We start from the raw sequence: 16,091 nt of genomic DNA, 5'->3' as shown, positions 1-16,091 counted from the left end.
CCAGTGGAATGTGCGCAAGGAGCCAGCGGCTCCACAAATCTCGCACGTCCGCGGCGATTCCTCGAAAGCGATGTCTTCGGCAGCTTTCAAGGCTTCCGGTCGGCCGCCGTTCGCTTCCCATGCGAGATCGAGGAAACCCCATTTCTCGCCAGCTCGGTAAAGCTCGAACCCTTTGTGCTCCTGGCCGACGGCGACGAACCTATCAACGATGGGGTGCCAACCAGCTTCGCAGGAATAGCGGTCACGGGTCATGGCTCCTCTCCACGATTGAAAGCATCGAACGCCTGGACAAGGTGCAGGGCCTTTGCAGCGCTCCAATGCTTTGACTTGATCGCCGGTTGAGCGCTCGCCGTCCAAGAGCCGTCAACGTTCGCATGAAAGCTCAAGGTCGCCCAAACCAGCCGGGTATCCTGAATGGCTGTCGGAACCCTATTAAGGTCGTCCACGGCCTTGAACAGGGCATCCACACGCGAGGCATACGATACCGGCACGGCCGCGAGGTCGTCGGTCCAAAGGTGATCGTAGTCGGCGTTGAAGTCCGTCCGCTTGATCGTCGGCGGGTTCTCACCCTTCGTTTCGTTGTCGATGAACTCGGCAATCGACATGGTGTAGGTCAGCGACTTGTGAAGCTCAGTAAGCGGCTCAAACAACGCGCGTGGTGCCTCCCCGCTGGCGATGATGTGCGAGGACCGGTATTTCAGGTTGTCGAAAGTCTCTTCCAACGAGTAGACGGCCTGAACAAGGTCCGTGAGCTGTTCGGCAATCGGCTTTTCCCCAAGCTCGGCCGCGATCTCGCGCAGATTGGCAACGATAGCCGGGGAAGCCGGATCATCGCCAAGCTCGGTCGCGACGGCCAGTGCCAGGTGAATTGCCGCCCGCTTCTCGTTGAAATGGTCTCTGATGTAGTCGGGACCATGTTCGCGAAGCCAGTCGATTAGATCACCGGCACTCCAAGGGTCGCGCCGGTCGATGGCACGCAACAGCTTGTCATGGATATCAGGGTTCTTTGCCATGGGCTTCTTCCTTGACAACGCTGAGGCCGGTTCCCAATGGGAAAAGTGGCCGGGGGCTGTTAGCTGCCTCGGCAACAATCCGCGCAACCTGCTCGGTCGCTTGTTTCAGCACGACAGGCTGACGCTTGCGGCGAAAAAGGTCGAAAAGCTTCATGCCCATTCTCCTGCTTCCACCTGATAGCGGGCCGTCAGCTCGCGGAATGTTTGCGGACCAAGGCCAATATCGGCGCAGTCAATACCGACGTCACGAGACCGGCCGATGTGAGGAATACGGCCGTGGGAATGTCCGTAGAAATGCCAGCCGTCCTTATGCTGTCCCGGCCAGGCGCGGTGCGCGTAGTGTGCAAGGAAAAGGCGCTGCCCCTCGTCGCTGGTCTGCAACGAGAAAACGGGAGGCTGATCCCATTCGAGCTTCGCGAGAGACGGCTTGAGGTTCCCCTTGTCGTCAACGTCATGGTTGCCAATGATGAGGATTTTCCGGCCGTTCAAACGTCGGAATACCTGGGCCACATAGTTCTCATCTTTGGTAACTGCGAAATCGCCAACGATATAGAGAATGTCGCCCTTACCGACGCGCTCGTTGGTCGCCTCGATAATGGCGTCATCCATGCCCCTTACGGTCTCGAAAGGGCGAGTGTCCGGCAATTTGTCGATCATGAGCTGGTGCCCGAAATGCGGGTCCGCCATGTAGAATTTCTGCGTCCAAGCCATTGCCGTAACTCCATACAAACCGGCGTCCTAACCTGTTGACATAATGGTGCCCATTGGGCACTCTATCAACAGATTAGTGAGGTAATGACGGCTTATTCTGCGTCTGGATCGCGGGTCCAAATTCGCTCGACTTCATCCACCTTGGCAACCGATGAAACGGCCGGGAGAGCAACGGGGCCGGTCGCTGGAGACCGGTTCGCCTTCATCTGCTCCGCCTGCTGGAATGCGATTTCCTGGTCAAGCAACTCGGACGCGGCAACAACGTGGTTTGCGACGTAGCGGAAGTCAGCGCCCTCCTCATGCAAGTCCTCGGCGTCGAGCAACGCGCTCAAGATCGCTGTGACACGCAAGCTTTTGGCTTCGAAGTTCGGCGGGAACATCTCGTCAAGGAACCGGCGAACGACAACCGGCCATTTCAGCCCGTCGAGATTGCTCTTGCGCAAGGAAACAACATTCGACTTCGAAAAGCGCAGCGCGTTCGCAAATTCCAGCAAGCGAGCCGAAACTTCAATGCTCCCGGCTTTCTCGTCAGCCAACGCAACCCCGCTCCACTTCGCCTTGAAATGGTCGAGGTATTCGGCGCTCGTGAAAAGGCGGTCCTTGTTGTACGGAATACGCCTCGCCTTCCACGGTCCCGGTTCGTCCATCAATTCCGGCTGCGATACCTTCATCGCATCGAGCTTGAGGGCTCCACCCTGAACCGGCCGGGAAGCAGCATGTTTCGGCATAGGCGGCCGACGGACTGCCTGCTGCTCAAGCATGGCCTTCGCCGCCTGGGCTTCGCTCTCGGCGCACTCAAGGGCAATTTGCAGCAATGCCTTCACCTGGTAGGAAATCTCACCGTCACCAATCCTAGAAACCGCGAGGGCTGCAGCAAGGCAGAAATCAACAGCGGTAGCTTCCTCGCTATTGCCGACAAAGACAATCGGGGCCTGCTGCGCGAAAACCTCGGCCTGAATAGTCCGGAGCTTCGCCGTGCGCTCGATCTCGGCACGGCTGGCGTGATAGCTGCTGGCGGCGTCCGCATCCTGAAGCAATGAAATCTGCTGATCGCGGGCTGCAATGTCGCGTGTCAGCTGATCGATAGAAAGAACGCCTTCACGGGTGCGGGAAAGCGCAAGTTCCGGATGATCGCGCAAAAGCTCGATGACCCCGGCCTTGATGATTGGCAGTTCCGTATCGATGTTGATCCGGACGCCATGGAAGGCAACGGTGATCTTCTTGGTCTTCGACTTCGGCCACATGGTCATTCTCCCTCGTTTACTTCGTTTGCGCCCGGGGCTAAGTCTGCCGCACGGTCGCGCATAATTTGGGCCTGAATATCGAGGCATGAAACCGCGATAGCCTGATACTTCCCGATCAGCTTGGAATGGTCGGCCGCGCCCTCTTCCTGCTCGTCGAACAGCTCCAAGGCGTTCACGAGTGCGAGGACGGCCAAATAGCTGTTCTCGGTCAAAAGATTGCTAGCGGTCCCGATCTGATTGTCCACGGCGACAAAGACGGAATGCAGGGTGTCCCGCGTGTGGGTGTCCTGCAGCTCGTCAACGATCTGCTCGCAATACTCGGCCAACTCGATCAGCTCAGCGGCGTTGAGCTCCGGAAACTCGGGGATAGCATCGCGCCAGCCGGAATAGTGGAGGTCCAGGCGCTCCCGGAACTCCGAACGGCGAAACGGTGTGTCTGGATCAATCGGAGCCTCAAGTGCACTGCTACCCTGTGGCATGGTCACGCGGGCAAACGCGGCAAAAACCTCGTCTTCTTCCGACTTCCCGCCAGCCCAAGCCTCGCGCTCGGTCTTCATCTGCTCTAGCGCTGCCTCTGTGATCTGCATACGGCGGCGATCCTCGTCCATCAGCGCTGCGGTCTTGGCCTGCTCAAGCTGTGTCCGGGCCGCCTTGAAGCGCTCGCGGGTCTCGGCCTGGCGCTTGAGAATGTCGGGATTCGTAATCTTCTCCATCATCGCCCCTTCACGCCGCATCGGCTGTCATTGCCAACTTCGGCGTGTTGATCACATAAAGGGCGCGTCCTGCGGCCTTGATTTTCTTCTGCGTCAAGTCGAGGGCGTCCAACGCCTCACGCAACTGCCGCACACAATCGCCAGGAACTACATCAAGACCGGGAGTGCTAAACGTCCGGTATCCAAGGACCTCAAGTTCCCCTGCCAACGTCCGCATTTCGCGAATATTGGTAAGTGCTTCCTGAATGATCGGGTTGCCCTGCTGCTGGTCCATTTACTCAATACCTGCCATGATGTTGATCGAGCCTTACAATGGTGCCCATCGGGCACTTTGTCAACAGATGAGTGAGCTATACTAGTGCCTAAGTGGATGAATTGGCTCTCCGATCTTTGTTTCTCTATTCCCGATTCCGGCTGCAACGCCGCCCCACTATACTAGAAATGCGAAAGCGTTATAGCATCTCTTTCTGCGCCCTCCAGGGCGGGAAGCGACAGGAGCACTATCGGAGGATCGAGCATAGCGGCCGGGAACGGGCGATCTGGAAATTCGCGCTAGGGAGAACGGGTTAAAGGTAGCCATAGGAGCCTCATCGTGGACTACTCCCCGGCTCCCGGTGTCGGTTTGGCGCTGGCCCAAATAAAAAGGAGGCCCGAAAGCCTCCTTTGCTGCTCGACCCGATCAGCCCCGATCATTTCCAAAGGCTGGACACACTCTCCTGGGTGCTGCCGATCTCGTTGGTATCGAGCTTGGCCGACGCGACGTTTTGAACGGGATCGAACTGAGGATAGAGATGGCACCACGAATAATCGCGCATCCGGACGTAGTGATCCCAAAGGCCAGCGGTGAAATATTTCGGGCAAAGTCGCGAGGCCATTGCGGCGGTCGACTTGATATATTCCGGGCGTATCTCGGCAATGATGTCTCTCTCGAACCTTCCCTTGCGGTCAAGAATATCGAACGCACCTGGAATGACGAAGGCCGAGATAAGAAGGAGAGGAGCAATAAGGCGAGCTACGTTGCCCCAGGCTCTCTCGGTTTTCAGCCCATACGTGGCGACCGTGAGGAGCAACATGGCGACAATGTATGAATAAGCCATGATCGCGCCGAGATACACAAATCCAGCATTGAGAACGAAAGCGCCCGCAATGCTGAAGGGGATGCCAACGTATGGCTTCATAAAAATTTTGAACGGGTTCATGGCGATCAATTCCAAAGGTCCGAACTGGTTTCGGTAGTGCTGGCGGTCGGCTCCACGTCGATCTTGGCTGAGGCCTGTTTATGAAGGCTGGCAATCCATGCGGCGCGTTCCTTTCGAGCGTCCTTCGACAGCTCCCGCCATTCACCGGCTCGGTCGAGATAATTCACGCAGAAAGCCCATTCCCTTGGATATGGACTGCCGCCGTGCCGATGAGCCTGAACGAAATCAGGGCAATTATCGTCAGCGACAGCCATTTGGCCGACCGTAGGATTGTTGGCACGGAGCTGCGCGATGTGATCGTAGCTCGCCAGCTCCATCACCTTGACGGCGGCAAAGCAACAGATGAGCGCAAGACCCATCGCATAGAACTCGGTCGCGGTAAGGAACTTCCAGCGGTAGTTCCGAAGAATGACGAAAAGGACGGCGGCGAAATAGCCCCAAAAGATCGCCTTTGCGATCCCACCGTGATCGAACCGGATCAGCACTGCGCAGACAAGAATAAGCGCCACCAACCCCGGCATGTTGAACACGTAGCCAATCTTTTTATTCATGGTCGATCACTTCCAAAGGCTAGTAGAGGAAACGGGGGCGGTGCTGCCGGTCGCCTCGCGGTCAATCTTCGCGGCCTCCGCGCTAGCGGCATCGAACTGTGGAAACTCCCGGCACCAACTCTGCCCGCTGTTGAACTCCTGGACGAGATTCATGCGGTAGTAGCTCGGGCAGATAACGGCGGCATATTTCCGATGGCTCGCAAGCTCTTCACCGGTCGGCTTCTCTGCGAGCATGGCTGTAAGCGGAGCTAAGAAGCCACCAGTCAACATCAACAGAACAACCAAGCCAATCGGGCCGACTGTTCTACGGCGGACGTTGTTAAAGGTCAGAAGAGCGAACGCCGCTCCCATGATCGACATTCCGAGAATTCCATAACCAGCGGTCATGATGATACCGTCGATGATGACGATGACTGCGGCCGGTGTGACAGGGATTTTCACAGGCTTATTCATAGCTCGATCTCACTTGCTCGCGTATTCGGGATAGGCTTCGCACCAGGACAGGTTTCGCAGCGACACCCACTGCTGCCACATGCTGCCGTTAAGGTAGTAAGGGCAGACCTGGGATGCCGTCTGGCGACGCTCGCGATCAAGCGTCTCTCGCCAGTCTGCAGCCCTGTAGCCAAAGCCCGAACGGACGCACTGCTGCGTATCGCAGTGTTCGCGATAGTAGCTCATGCGATACTGGAAGCCGACGAACGAACCGACGACAGGAAGGGCGATGAAATAACCGAGAGCGCCAAGCACGGCGACCCCTCCGACAACCGCGCCGAAACGCTGGCCCGCCTGGCGAGCCTTTGATACATTTGCAGCCATAACACGTTACTCCGATGGCAATACAAGCTGTTGACATAATAGTGCCCATTGGGCACTTTGTCAATATATTGGTGGCTCAACATATGGGCCGGTTCCCCTGCCCTCGATTCCGAAAGAAGCCCAGATTACCGAGGCTTCATGCTCATTGATTCCGACGGCTGATGCGATCTCGCTGCGGCCTCCGTCGCTCGCGCTGCGGCAACAAACGGCTTATCCGGCTTGATCGACGCCAGGGCTGATTTCGTTATGGCCCACGTCGCGTTCGCGTCTCGGAGTGCCTTGGCTCCAAGGGCATTTCTCGCGGCCTGCTCGTTGCGCTCGATCTTGTTTTCCAGCGTTGCGGGCGTTTCGATCAAACCCGCTTTCACGGCGTTGGCGAAATCCTCCTGCGCCTCCCGCTTCTGGATCGACATCTCTCGCGCAACCTTGGCGTCGCACTGCTCCTTGTCGCGAGCGCGAATGTGCAACACTTCCGCGTTGTTCTCCTCGGCAAAGGACAGCTTCACTTTCTCGCTCATGGTCGATCACCCTTAGTGAAGGCCCTGCCCCTGGCTCTGCTCATGAGTCTGCTGACGCTGCGCGGTGGCCGCAAACTCGCTCTCGCGGGCGCGGGCAACAAAAGGCTTGTCCTCGATCTTCTCGCCAGCTTCCTTGCGAGCCTCAAGACAGTTTGCTGCTACCCTCTGCCAGCCGCCCTTGCTGCGGCCCTCAACCTCGTCGGTAACCTGCTTGTCACTCACCTCGCCCTTGCCCTGCTGTTCGGCCGGGACCTGCTGCTGTTCGGCCGCCTGCTGACGTTCCGGGGCTTTCTCCTGGGGAGTAGAGGAAACGGCTGATTGAGACGCTTCCGGCTGCTGCGGGGTCTTTTCAGCCTGCTGCAGCAGCTGCTGCTGTTGAAGTGCAGCCAGCTTTTCCTGCAGCTTAGCGTTCTCGGCTTTCAAGGCTTCAAGCTCAGACGGCATCGAGGCGATTGCCTGGGCGTGTTCCTTCTCGCGCTGAGCGTCAATACCCTCGCGCAATTCGGTATAATTATGCTCCGTGGTTTCGCCGTCTACCGTGCGGGAGATCGTCAGATGACGGTTGTAAGCATAGGTCGCTCCGTCATGTTCGATTTCGCCCTCAGTGTTTGAAAGCTCTTTCAGCAAATCCGTGCCGCGATCTTTGCCGTAGCCCGCGATTTCCATTCCAAGCGCGTGATCGGCCAGCTCCTTTTCAGATGATACGTATGGGCCTGCCTCGCCGTCATCGCCATAGACATTCTCGCGGGCGAACGCTTCCGTGCCGGGAAGGAACTCCTCTGGCGTGTTATCCATCAACAGGTCGTGCTCATACTGCTTTTCGAGGGCTTGCCACTGTTCTTCGGTCACGCTTTCCGGACGCGACAGGCCAGCTTCCATGCGCTCATTTGGCGACATGGCAGCTTCCCTCGACTGCTGCTCATCCTCGCGCTGATGGTCGATGCCATCCTTCACGTCATAAGCATTGTGGTGGGTCGTCTCGCCGTCGCGAGTGCGAGTGAGACGGTCGCCGTCGAGGGCGTAGGTTGCGCCGTCATGCTCGATCTCCCCGCCCTTCTCCCGAAGCTCCGAAACCAGATCAGTGCCGCGATCCTCGCCGTAAGCAGCGATGTTTTCGCCAAGCTCGCGGGCTTCCTCACGAGCGCTTATCGCAGCACCAACCCGGCGCTCTTCATCTTCGGCGGCTTTCCGCTCCTCGCTGGTAAGCTCCGGTTCGGAACCGCTATCAGGCATCAAGTCGCGCTCGAAACGTTCATCGAGAATGCGCTTGTCGTCGGCTATGATCTGCTCGGCCGTCTTTCTAGGCTCATCAGCGACACCATCGTCCAACTGCGCCAGCGCCGACAAAATTTCGTCTGACGTAGCCACGCTGTGAGCGTTCTGCTGCTCGATCTCGTCGGCAAGCCGTGCCTGCAGATCGAGGGCGGGAGACTTGCTTTCCCAAACGTCGATAGCGCCAAGCTCCTTCTGGCGCACGTCAACGGCGTGCTCAATCTCGGCCGCGTTGTAATCGAACGCGGTCTTATCCCGGCGGGTCCGCGTGAAGGTCTCGCCATCAACCTTGTAGGAAAGTGAATGCTGCTCGATCTCGCCGCCCTTCTCGCGCAGCTCGCGAACCATGTTCTTGCCTTCCTCGCGGCCATACTCAGAGATAGTGAGGACCATCGTTACCTTGCCCTTGTCGGCGTCGAGACCGATAGCCGGGAGCTTCTTTTCGGGAATAGAGGCAGCGGTGACATAGGCGTCCGTCGTCTCCTTGGCGATCTGATGCACGCCCTCGTAAACCTTCTCGCTCGCCTTCGCCTGGCTGACGGCGCGAATGCGATCCTTCAGTTGCGCGATCAGGTTGTTCGTGTCGGCCTGGGTCGGTCCCTTCAACTTCTTTACCGGGGTCCTTGGAATAACGCCGCCCTGCTCGCGCTGCTGTGCTGCCTGGCGCTCAAGCATGTTGCCGATGGTCGAAAGCTCGAAAGCCTCAAAGTTGCCGCGAACGTCTTTAGCGATGAGGAACTTGCCTTCCGCCTCGACGTAATAGGTGGTCAAATCCTGGGAACGAAACTCGCGCCCCGGCTCCGACCGCAACTGCTGGAACATCGCCAAGCCGCCGCCCTGGGCTTCATTGAGGCGTTCCATCTGCTCACGGATCATGATTGCGCGGTCGTCCTGCGCATAGTCGCGGTTTCTGTAGCCATCGGTAACGTCCTGCGCCACTTCCTTGGCCGACAGCTCAAGCGGCGGCATGTTGGGCAGGGTCGGCGCAAAGACGCGCACGTAGGCGTCAGGATCGATAGCGGACAAGCCGAACCGGCCCTTAAGGCCAGGTGCAGGCAACTCAACGTCCAGCTTGCTTGCTGCTCGTGCTGCCAGGCGCTTCTTGATGATGTCGTTTACATTGTCAGCCATTACTCAAACCCTTTTTCTAAATTACTGACCAAGTGCTGATGCCAGCGCTAAGACGCTATGGCTGGTTCAGTGGTTGGTGCTGCCCTCGTTCCGGTGCAAAAGCGCTCGACCAGCTCGTGATCGTCCTCAATCTCCGAAAACAGGTCTTCAATGGCGGTTTTCCAACGCAACTTGTTGGTTTCCGAAATGCCGTGAAGATATTCGGTGGTCAGCCAGGTGCCAGACTTCACGGCCTTGCGCAGCAAATTCGCCTTTACTGGATCAGCGTCGTCATCGTGAATATTGGCGAGGTAGAGAACGACCTTGATTGCCTTGATCGCCGTGAAATCGTCAGTGGCGAGCTTCTGGATACCCAGGAGCGAATACGGGCTGCAGCCTTCGGTCTTTGTGAACTCTTCCCGCACCTCATCATCGTTTTCGAGAGTAAGGGCGATCCAACCGATATGCTTGACCGTGGCCGAAGCCTTGTGAACCCAAAACTTGTCCATAACGTCGCTCGGCTCCGGGGTCATGCCCTTGAGCGCTTCCGCGATCTTGCGCGGGTCCATGCCTTTAATGTCGATGATGCTGTCAGCCATGGTACTCAACCTTTCAAATCTTCGTTCTCAAAAACGAAAGGTTGAATCCGACTGCGGGAAGCGCAAAACGAAAATAACCTGCCGCCTGCCTATATTATGCCCATTGGGCACTGAATCTGTCAAGGGCGCGAAAGTCATTTTCGCTTTAAAAACAGTAGGTTAAGCTCTAACTTAGTATCGAAAAAATACGCTACATGTTTAGGCAATCCAAGATTCCTGTTTGTCTCTATTCCCTACCTATGAGGGAAATGGAGCGGGGATTTCCCCGCCTCACACGTTCAGGATTGGCTTGAGGTCTACGAAATCGTAGCGAGTGCTGCCGCCACGTTCCGCGATCACAAGCGCGTAGCCGTCGCCCGTGGTCATGTCATCAATGCTGATCTTGTCCTTCCACTGGCTGGATTCAGAGATCGCTTTCATAATCATATCTTCCTGGCGCTTGATGATCTCCGAGGGGTGCTGTTGCTTCTCGACGGGCATACTTTCGTTCGCCGCGAGCAAGTGCGCCGTGTCATAGATCGGGAGCGTCGAGGTCGGCGCAGCAAAGCGCGTCGGCAACAACCCCGCCCTTGCGCCCAAGCTCACGAAAGCCTTCGGCGGGCCGAACTTCCGCGTAATCGCGGCATGGTTCGAATAAACGCCTTTCAGCGTCGAAACCACCTGCATCGACTGTCCAAGCAGCTCGCGATAATAATCGAGCGTGCCCTTTTCCTTTGTCTTCAAAAGTACGCGGGTGGACATGTTCGACAGGATATTGCGGGCTGCGGTCGTGCCTACAGCGTCCTCAACGGCCGCCATGCTTTGAGTTGCGGCCACGAGGTAGAGGCCGCTGCTTCTGGCTACATTCCAAAATTTTCCGCAACTATTTGGCGTGCCTTTTGTCGCGAGCATTTGATACTCGTCGGCAAACATCGCGCAAGAAAATTTCTCTGCAATATGCGAATCCGCTTCGTTCCTGGCGCGGGCTGTTTGCATGAGGCGGGTTTTCAGCCACACGGCAATAAATTGGCCGAAGTCGCCAGCTTTCGCGCCCGCACCAATCGCCAGCATCGTAATTCCGCCCTTCAGGCAGTGATCGATTTCGACGGTTCGAGCCTCGTCATAGATGCCGGTGCAGAAACGCTCGCTAAGTGCGTCGTCGTCGTCAATGACGGAAAACAGGTCTTCGACATTAGACTTAAAGCCTGATTTCGTCGTGTCCGCGACATTGTGATATTCGAGCTTGATCCAAGTTCCGGATTTAACGGCCTTTCGCAGCAGCCTTCCCTTTTCGGGTTCGGCCTCGTCATCATTCAGATTGGCAAGGTCTTTGACAACCTTAATCGCCTGGTCGGCCAAGTCTTCCCGACATGCGAGGAGATTGATCCCCATGAGCGAGTATGGTCGGCATTCCTCGGCTTCAATGAAGCCAGCCAACACCTCCGGATTGGATTCGAGAGCAAGCGCGATCCAAGCCGTATGCTTGACAATGTTCGCACCCTTCTTGACCCAAAACTGATCTTTGCTGCTGTCAGCTCCCCCGCCAAGCTGTGTTCCCACACCTCTGATGGCTTCCGCGACTTCCGGGGGCGTCATACCCTTGACGAGATCGACCCCGTATTGGCCCTCTCCGACGCCGATAATCCGCACGTCATCCATTCTCGGCCCGCAAAACGGCAAAACATCGCGCCAGAGGACGCCTTTTCCGTCGGTAATGTAGGCTCCTGCCTTGTGGCCCTTCGGCCAAACAGCGTCGATGATCAGATTCTTGAAAAGCGGCTGCAAGAACAGACGGGTTTTGCCAGTGCCAGTATCACCGAAAGCCAGAATGTGTCGCATGACACTGTGGCCGTCGATGCTAAGCCACGTATCTTTTGCCGGGGCACTTGGGACGCCTGCGGCCGCCATCATACCGGTCGAACGCCCGACTTTGATAACAGGATAATCCTTGAGCCGGTCACTAGAAACGTCAACCGCGAGACTGCTGTAAGCATCATATTGAATATCGCGGCGTGTTCCTTTGTGATCCGCCACCAGCGCGTCCATCGTCGGCCGACGCATATTGTAGGAAACGCTATTCCAAAGGCTCTTCATGCCCTCAAGGAACGCGAACCAGGCGAAGACGGGAAGCAGAAGAAGAAGCGGCCATCCGTTGCTGATAACGATGGTAGCCGTGGACCAAGCCATCATGGCGACCGACTGCAGCGCCCAGGCACCAAGAGCGCCGTAAGCGTGGCTATCCACAGCCCACATTGGGAAATCAGGGAGGGCGTCGATCACCGGCAGGAATTGCGGAAACGCGAGGAGCGACACGCCAGCGGCTAGGAAAGCCGTCAGCTTGAGAGCCTGACGGCCAGCCCTCTCGCCAAGGGCGATCAGATCGCGTTCCTTGATGTATTGAAAGCAAAGGTTGGCCGCGTCTCGGCCGTCGGGCAACTGGCCGTCCCACAGCCAACCGCGACGCAGATCGTCCGGCAAGTCCACCCACATAGCCGGGTGATCCCGACGGGGATACATTTGTTCTCCGAACGCTACGAGATCGGACGAGCGTGGGAAAAGGTAGTCCGTCGAGCGCAGAAGGCGCTTCGTCAAATGTCGGAACATGATTTCAAGCCTTCCTGGGGTCGATCATGGAAAGGACGCTGCGAGCTTCCTTGCTGATACCGTTCGGCGTGCGCGTGTCTGCGCAACCGGCCGGGACAGGTCCAAGAAGTGTTCTGCAGGCGGCACCCTTGAAGAGAAGGACGGACCATTCGCCCGTGACATGGGAGACAACCGGAACCACGGCGCTGTCGTCAAAGACAACGACGATCCCGGTTTTCAGCTGGTCGCCATTTTCGGCAATGGCCTTCGCGGGCCGGGTGATCGTTGGCGCATTGGAAAGACCTCTGACGGTTTTCCACTTGTCGGTCGCTGCCCCATATTTGGGGAGATCAGCCTTGATAGCTGCTGCGAGCTGGTCAAGGTCGGCCGCCGTCATGCCAGTTGGCAACGGACGATATGACGCCATCCAGGCCAAGGTGTCATCGCCTTGCAAGCCGCCGCCCAGGTCAAAGTAGGTCTTGCGGTCGGTCGCGAGATTGCTGGCGATCCAAGCGGGGGGCATAGGGTCCAGATTCATGCGAACCGGCAAATGCGGGAGTGCGTCGATCTCCGGAAAGAACTGTCCCGCCGCACCAACAGCCAGGTGGTAGCCAGCGAAAAGGCCGACGGCCAGCATGGGATACATGAAGCGTCCCGACAATAGCGAAATGCGCCGGGTGTAAACCGCTCCCCAATTCGCAAATTCTGAAATGCCGAGACGATACCAGTTGCTCGGCAGGTATCCCTTTGGGATGACGATTTCGTCCGGCTCGATAGGCCTCGCAAGCTCGCCCTCGATCTGCAGCGGGATGATCTCCGGAACGCTCTTTAGGCGTCTGCGCGACAACAGATTGCTGACTTTGACAGGAGGAAAGGCGAGAGCCATTATCGCGCTTCCACTTACGAACGGAACGCGCTCATGTTGTCGTCAATCAATTTTCTGATGACGGCCGAAACCGATGCGCTCGTTTCGGTGCCCTTTATCATTCTGGTTGCTGCGACGGCTTTTAGGATTCTGGTCTGCTCTTCGGAGAGAACAAGGCTCGTGGTGGTCATGGTGGTTCCCATTCAACAATCCAATACGTCAGCAACGTAACGTGCCCACCGGGCACCTGAATAGATATGTCAGCAGCTAACGACAGACACGCTTAACGGGCAGTTATTTAGGTAATGAGCCGTTGATTCAGAATGAACCAACCGTAAAGAAGCGCCCCTTTTATAAGGAGTTTGCCTGGGAGCAGAGAAACAGACGGACGGCTTGCGCCTCGCCTCCTGCTTGCACAATCCAGTTTGCTATACTAGATTTCCGAACTTGTTATAGGAGTGCGGAATGCAGCAAATCGACATGATGTTCAGAACGATTATTGCTGAACTCCAACAGCGGTCATTTGACGACGCCTGGGCGGCCGACTTCCCGCCGACTGGCCGCTTTGTCTCGGTCAAGGTCAATAATCGGGCCTACTGGTATTTCGATGAGCCTGATGGCGCGGGTGGGCAAAAGCGCCGGTATGTCGGCCCTGCAGACGATCCCGAAATCTCGGCCCGGGTTCAAACCTTCCGAGGTGAGAAATCCGATTATAAAGGTCGTCGAAAGCTCGTGTCGGTCCTGACGCGGGAAGCTGGATTGCTAGCTCCGGATCGGTTCACTGGCGAGATCGTCGAGGCGCTTGCTGCGGCCGGTCTGTTCCGGCTCCGGGGTGTCCTCGTGGGCACGGTCGCTTTCCAATGCTACGCGCCCTTGCTTGGTATCAGATTGCCCATGGCCGCGATCCTGACAGGTGATGCCGACATAGCGCAAGATTACGCGATCTCTTCCGAAGTCGCGGATTCGTTGCCTCCGGTCCTCGATCTCCTGAAAGGCATCGATCCTACGTTCCGTGCGCTTCCTCATATCTCCGGGTCTGCTCGCTCTAATGCCTTTCGCAATCAGGCGGGCTACCGGGTGGAGTTTCTGACCACAAACCGGGGGTCTGAGGAATACGCGGACGAACCGGCTCCAATGCCCGCTCTTGGTGGAGCTGCGGCCGAACCTCTCCGATTCATGGATTTTCTGCTGCGCGATCCGGTGCGCTCGATCCTGCTGCATGGTGCCGGTATCTCGGTCGTCGTGCCTGCTCCCGAACGGTATGCGGTCCACAAGCTGATCGTCGCCGGTCGACGTCTCCAAGATGCCGGTGGCAGAGCGAAAAAGGAAAAGGACTTGCGCCAGGCCGGGATGCTGTTCGAAGGGCTGCAGCAAACGGGTGGTGGGCGCGATCTGGCCGATGTCTTTCGGGAGGCGTGGGCACGCGGGCCAGCTTGGAAAGGAGCGCTTGCAGAAGGTATCGAGGCGATCCCGGAAGAATATGAACCGGCTGTCCATCGAATCTACGGGACGATACCAACCCTATAATCAGCAGGCCCCTTTCGTTAAAAGTGAGGCCCCTGACGGCTGGTTTTCGTTCGCGACATGCTCAGCAACCACTCCTTCTTTGATTATGGATCAACATAATGGTGCCCAACCCAAGCGCACTTTTTAATCGCAAGAACTTCTGCAAGTGTCCGCCCGCTTGGCATCGTCCCAATATAACTTATCGCACAACTGGGGGCAGTAATTGCTGTTGTTGTCGTAATCACAACTGCTCAAGCAAATGCCGAATTTCTGGCTCGCCTCGTTAAAGCAATTTCCCTGCCAGCTACAATGCGATCCTTCAGTCCAATATGCGTCTCTGCATACTTTTTCGTCTTTAGAGCTGCAGTTGACGTATACTAAATTTAGGGTCTGGTCAGCCGACACATAACTTGGCCAGTAATGCACAACAAGAAGAAACCAAAAAGTTAGCAGCGATCTTAGCACGATACCCTCCCACGTTTAGCATTTCATCCGATCCATTTTCCTTTGGTAGGACCTAATCCGTTTCTCCAAACTAATGCGGAAGCTAACTAACCCACAGGACGCATAAATCCCTTGGTCACCTCGTAGCATTTGAACAAGCCTCTCGTATGCCTCACACGCGAGTTCTCTATCCCCATCGACCATCGCATCGATAGCTTCGCTTTGTAGACCTCTTTCTTCCGTCTCGCGTATCGGACCGGGGAAACACTCGAACTGTGCAAGAGACGGCGACCAACCTCCCATGCCGAAAATTGTCACCACAGTGATTCTGAGTAGCGAACGCCCCGACATCCCACCCTCCGTTAAGCAACTTCTAATATATTTGAAGAGCCGAGGGCAATCAATTCGTTCATTTGGATTAGCGCACACGTCAGCATGTCTCAGAAAGCCTGAGACAAACCTTCGGAACACTGCAGCGTGCGCCAGAACTCGGCCTGACGCCCAAGCCGCGATCTTCCTCAAGCTGGCGCTCGGCAAATACAAACCGCTCGATCTCGTCCAAGGAAACGCCACGGTTCACGAGGCCCTGATTAATCGCACCTGTGATCGCGGAAAGCTGCGGGGGGCCACTCGTCCTCGATCCCGTCGCCGATGTCCCGCTTCGCGAGAGAGTTGGACAGGACGTTTCCGATGATTGCTCAAGAATATTTCGCGGCACAATTATGATGCGTGTCGCGAGAAGCACGTATATTAGACTTCATTGACATTTCACTGTGAGGAGGATCGAATGCGAGCTAAATGGTCGTCCCTTATATACGTTTTATTTTCACTCTATTCACCTGCCGCAAGTAGTCATCCTGACTGCACATTGAATCTGAGCTGGCGTGTCGTTGTACCTGCGGGAGTAGCCGCACGCACCGCGTGGCTCGTAAGAGGAGGCACACAAGAAAGATGGTGGGGTTTCTATA

General features: G+C 56.7%; 18 protein-coding genes. 1 reads left to right on the top strand and 17 read right to left on the bottom strand.

Features of this window, described 5'->3' with window-relative positions; translation table 11 throughout:
- From B5E41_RS32035 to B5E41_RS31965, 17 genes are all read right to left on the bottom strand, one after another.
- Positions 1-252, bottom strand: a 252-nt coding sequence (locus B5E41_RS32035) for a hypothetical protein (protein ID WP_210191830.1), incomplete at its 3' end; no start/stop codon positions are given.
- Positions 249-1,013, bottom strand: a complete 765-nt coding sequence (locus tag B5E41_RS29245; protein ID WP_088397117.1) for a hypothetical protein — start codon at positions 1,011-1,013, stop codon at positions 249-251. The genes B5E41_RS32035 and B5E41_RS29245, both read right to left, overlap by 4 nt.
- The gene (locus B5E41_RS31970; protein ID WP_176439518.1) at positions 997-1,167 is read right to left on the bottom strand and encodes a hypothetical protein; all 171 of its coding nucleotides are present in this window, start codon (positions 1,165-1,167) and stop codon (positions 997-999) included. The genes B5E41_RS29245 and B5E41_RS31970 overlap by 17 nt, the downstream gene beginning before the upstream one ends.
- A complete protein-coding gene (locus tag B5E41_RS29240; RefSeq protein ID WP_088397116.1) occupies positions 1,164-1,724 on the bottom strand; it encodes a hypothetical protein in 561 nt (186 codons plus the stop codon). The genes B5E41_RS31970 and B5E41_RS29240 overlap by 4 nt, the downstream gene beginning before the upstream one ends.
- 92 nt (positions 1,725-1,816) lie before the next feature.
- On the bottom strand, positions 1,817-2,968 hold the full coding sequence (locus B5E41_RS29235) for a hypothetical protein (protein ID WP_088397115.1): 1,152 nt from the start codon (positions 2,966-2,968) through the stop codon (positions 1,817-1,819).
- Positions 2,969-2,970: 2 nt separating this feature from the next.
- Positions 2,971-3,684 (bottom strand): hypothetical protein, encoded by a 714-nt coding sequence (locus B5E41_RS29230; RefSeq protein WP_141098828.1) that lies wholly within the window; start codon positions 3,682-3,684, stop codon positions 2,971-2,973.
- Positions 3,685-3,691: 7 nt separating this feature from the next.
- Positions 3,692-3,955, bottom strand: a complete 264-nt coding sequence (locus B5E41_RS29225; protein ID WP_088397113.1) for a hypothetical protein — start codon at positions 3,953-3,955, stop codon at positions 3,692-3,694.
- A 415-nt stretch (positions 3,956-4,370) separates the two neighbouring features.
- Complete coding sequence (locus B5E41_RS29220; protein WP_088397112.1) at positions 4,371-4,880, bottom strand: hypothetical protein; 510 nt, start codon at positions 4,878-4,880, stop codon at positions 4,371-4,373.
- Positions 4,881-4,885: 5 nt separating this feature from the next.
- Positions 4,886-5,410 (bottom strand): hypothetical protein, encoded by a 525-nt coding sequence (locus tag B5E41_RS29215; protein ID WP_141098827.1) that lies wholly within the window; start codon positions 5,408-5,410, stop codon positions 4,886-4,888.
- A 27-nt stretch (positions 5,411-5,437) separates the two neighbouring features.
- The gene (locus B5E41_RS29210) at positions 5,438-5,884 is read right to left on the bottom strand and encodes a hypothetical protein (RefSeq protein ID WP_088397110.1); all 447 of its coding nucleotides are present in this window, start codon (positions 5,882-5,884) and stop codon (positions 5,438-5,440) included.
- Positions 5,885-5,893: 9 nt separating this feature from the next.
- Positions 5,894-6,247, bottom strand: coding sequence for a hypothetical protein (locus B5E41_RS29205; protein WP_088397109.1), 354 nt, complete (start codon positions 6,245-6,247; stop codon positions 5,894-5,896).
- Between the two features lie 125 nt (positions 6,248-6,372).
- Positions 6,373-6,753, bottom strand: a complete 381-nt coding sequence (locus B5E41_RS29200) for a hypothetical protein (protein ID WP_141098826.1) — start codon at positions 6,751-6,753, stop codon at positions 6,373-6,375.
- A 24-nt stretch (positions 6,754-6,777) separates the two neighbouring features.
- Entirely contained in the window at positions 6,778-9,168 is a 2,391-nt protein-coding gene (locus B5E41_RS29195) for a hypothetical protein (RefSeq protein WP_088397107.1), read from the bottom strand.
- Between the two features lie 47 nt (positions 9,169-9,215).
- A complete protein-coding gene (locus B5E41_RS29190; RefSeq protein WP_088397106.1) occupies positions 9,216-9,746 on the bottom strand; it encodes a hypothetical protein in 531 nt (176 codons plus the stop codon).
- Between the two features lie 270 nt (positions 9,747-10,016).
- Positions 10,017-12,203, bottom strand: a complete 2,187-nt coding sequence (locus B5E41_RS29185; protein ID WP_176439517.1) for a TraM recognition domain-containing protein — start codon at positions 12,201-12,203, stop codon at positions 10,017-10,019.
- A 130-nt stretch (positions 12,204-12,333) separates the two neighbouring features.
- A complete protein-coding gene (locus tag B5E41_RS29180) occupies positions 12,334-13,194 on the bottom strand; it encodes a hypothetical protein (protein WP_088397104.1) in 861 nt (286 codons plus the stop codon).
- Between the two features lie 14 nt (positions 13,195-13,208).
- Positions 13,209-13,376 (bottom strand): hypothetical protein, encoded by a 168-nt coding sequence (locus B5E41_RS31965; RefSeq protein WP_176439516.1) that lies wholly within the window; start codon positions 13,374-13,376, stop codon positions 13,209-13,211.
- A gap of 262 nt (positions 13,377-13,638) precedes the next feature.
- Here B5E41_RS31965 and B5E41_RS29175 point away from each other — a divergent pair, with 262 nt between their 5' ends.
- Positions 13,639-14,700: a nucleotidyltransferase family protein gene (locus tag B5E41_RS29175; protein ID WP_088397103.1), complete on the top strand. Its 1,062-nt coding sequence runs from the start codon at positions 13,639-13,641 to the stop codon at positions 14,698-14,700.
- Positions 14,701-16,091: the final 1,391 nt, after the last annotated feature.

Origin of the sequence: Rhizobium esperanzae (assembly GCF_002204185.1) — a bacterium.
Lineage (GTDB): Bacteria > Pseudomonadota > Alphaproteobacteria > Rhizobiales > Rhizobiaceae > Rhizobium > Rhizobium esperanzae.
This window is presented reverse-complemented; position numbering and strand designations above follow the sequence as displayed.

Excerpts from the sequence above, each read along its gene's own strand:
- B5E41_RS29225 (WP_088397113.1), bottom strand. The coding sequence starts at position 3,955 with ATGGACCAGCAGCAGGGCAACCCGATCATTCAGGAAGCACTTACCAAT.
- B5E41_RS31970 (WP_176439518.1), bottom strand. The coding sequence starts at position 1,167 with ATGAAGCTTTTCGACCTTTTTCGCCGCAAGCGTCAGCCTGTCGTGCTG.
- B5E41_RS29205 (WP_088397109.1), bottom strand. The coding sequence starts at position 6,247 with ATGGCTGCAAATGTATCAAAGGCTCGCCAGGCGGGCCAGCGTTTCGGC.
- B5E41_RS29210 (WP_088397110.1), bottom strand. The coding sequence starts at position 5,884 with ATGAATAAGCCTGTGAAAATCCCTGTCACACCGGCCGCAGTCATCGTC.
- B5E41_RS29175 (WP_088397103.1), top strand. The coding sequence starts at position 13,639 with ATGCAGCAAATCGACATGATGTTCAGAACGATTATTGCTGAACTCCAA.
- B5E41_RS29220 (WP_088397112.1), bottom strand. The coding sequence starts at position 4,880 with ATGAACCCGTTCAAAATTTTTATGAAGCCATACGTTGGCATCCCCTTC.
- B5E41_RS29235 (WP_088397115.1), bottom strand. The coding sequence starts at position 2,968 with ATGTGGCCGAAGTCGAAGACCAAGAAGATCACCGTTGCCTTCCATGGC.
- B5E41_RS29190 (WP_088397106.1), bottom strand. The coding sequence starts at position 9,746 with ATGGCTGACAGCATCATCGACATTAAAGGCATGGACCCGCGCAAGATC.
- B5E41_RS29180 (WP_088397104.1), bottom strand. The coding sequence starts at position 13,194 with ATGGCTCTCGCCTTTCCTCCTGTCAAAGTCAGCAATCTGTTGTCGCGC.
- B5E41_RS29245 (WP_088397117.1), bottom strand. The coding sequence starts at position 1,013 with ATGGCAAAGAACCCTGATATCCATGACAAGCTGTTGCGTGCCATCGAC.
- B5E41_RS29230 (WP_141098828.1), bottom strand. The coding sequence starts at position 3,684 with ATGATGGAGAAGATTACGAATCCCGACATTCTCAAGCGCCAGGCCGAG.
- B5E41_RS31965 (WP_176439516.1), bottom strand. The coding sequence starts at position 13,376 with ATGGGAACCACCATGACCACCACGAGCCTTGTTCTCTCCGAAGAGCAG.
- B5E41_RS29240 (WP_088397116.1), bottom strand. The coding sequence starts at position 1,724 with ATGGCTTGGACGCAGAAATTCTACATGGCGGACCCGCATTTCGGGCAC.
- B5E41_RS29195 (WP_088397107.1), bottom strand. The coding sequence starts at position 9,168 with ATGGCTGACAATGTAAACGACATCATCAAGAAGCGCCTGGCAGCACGA.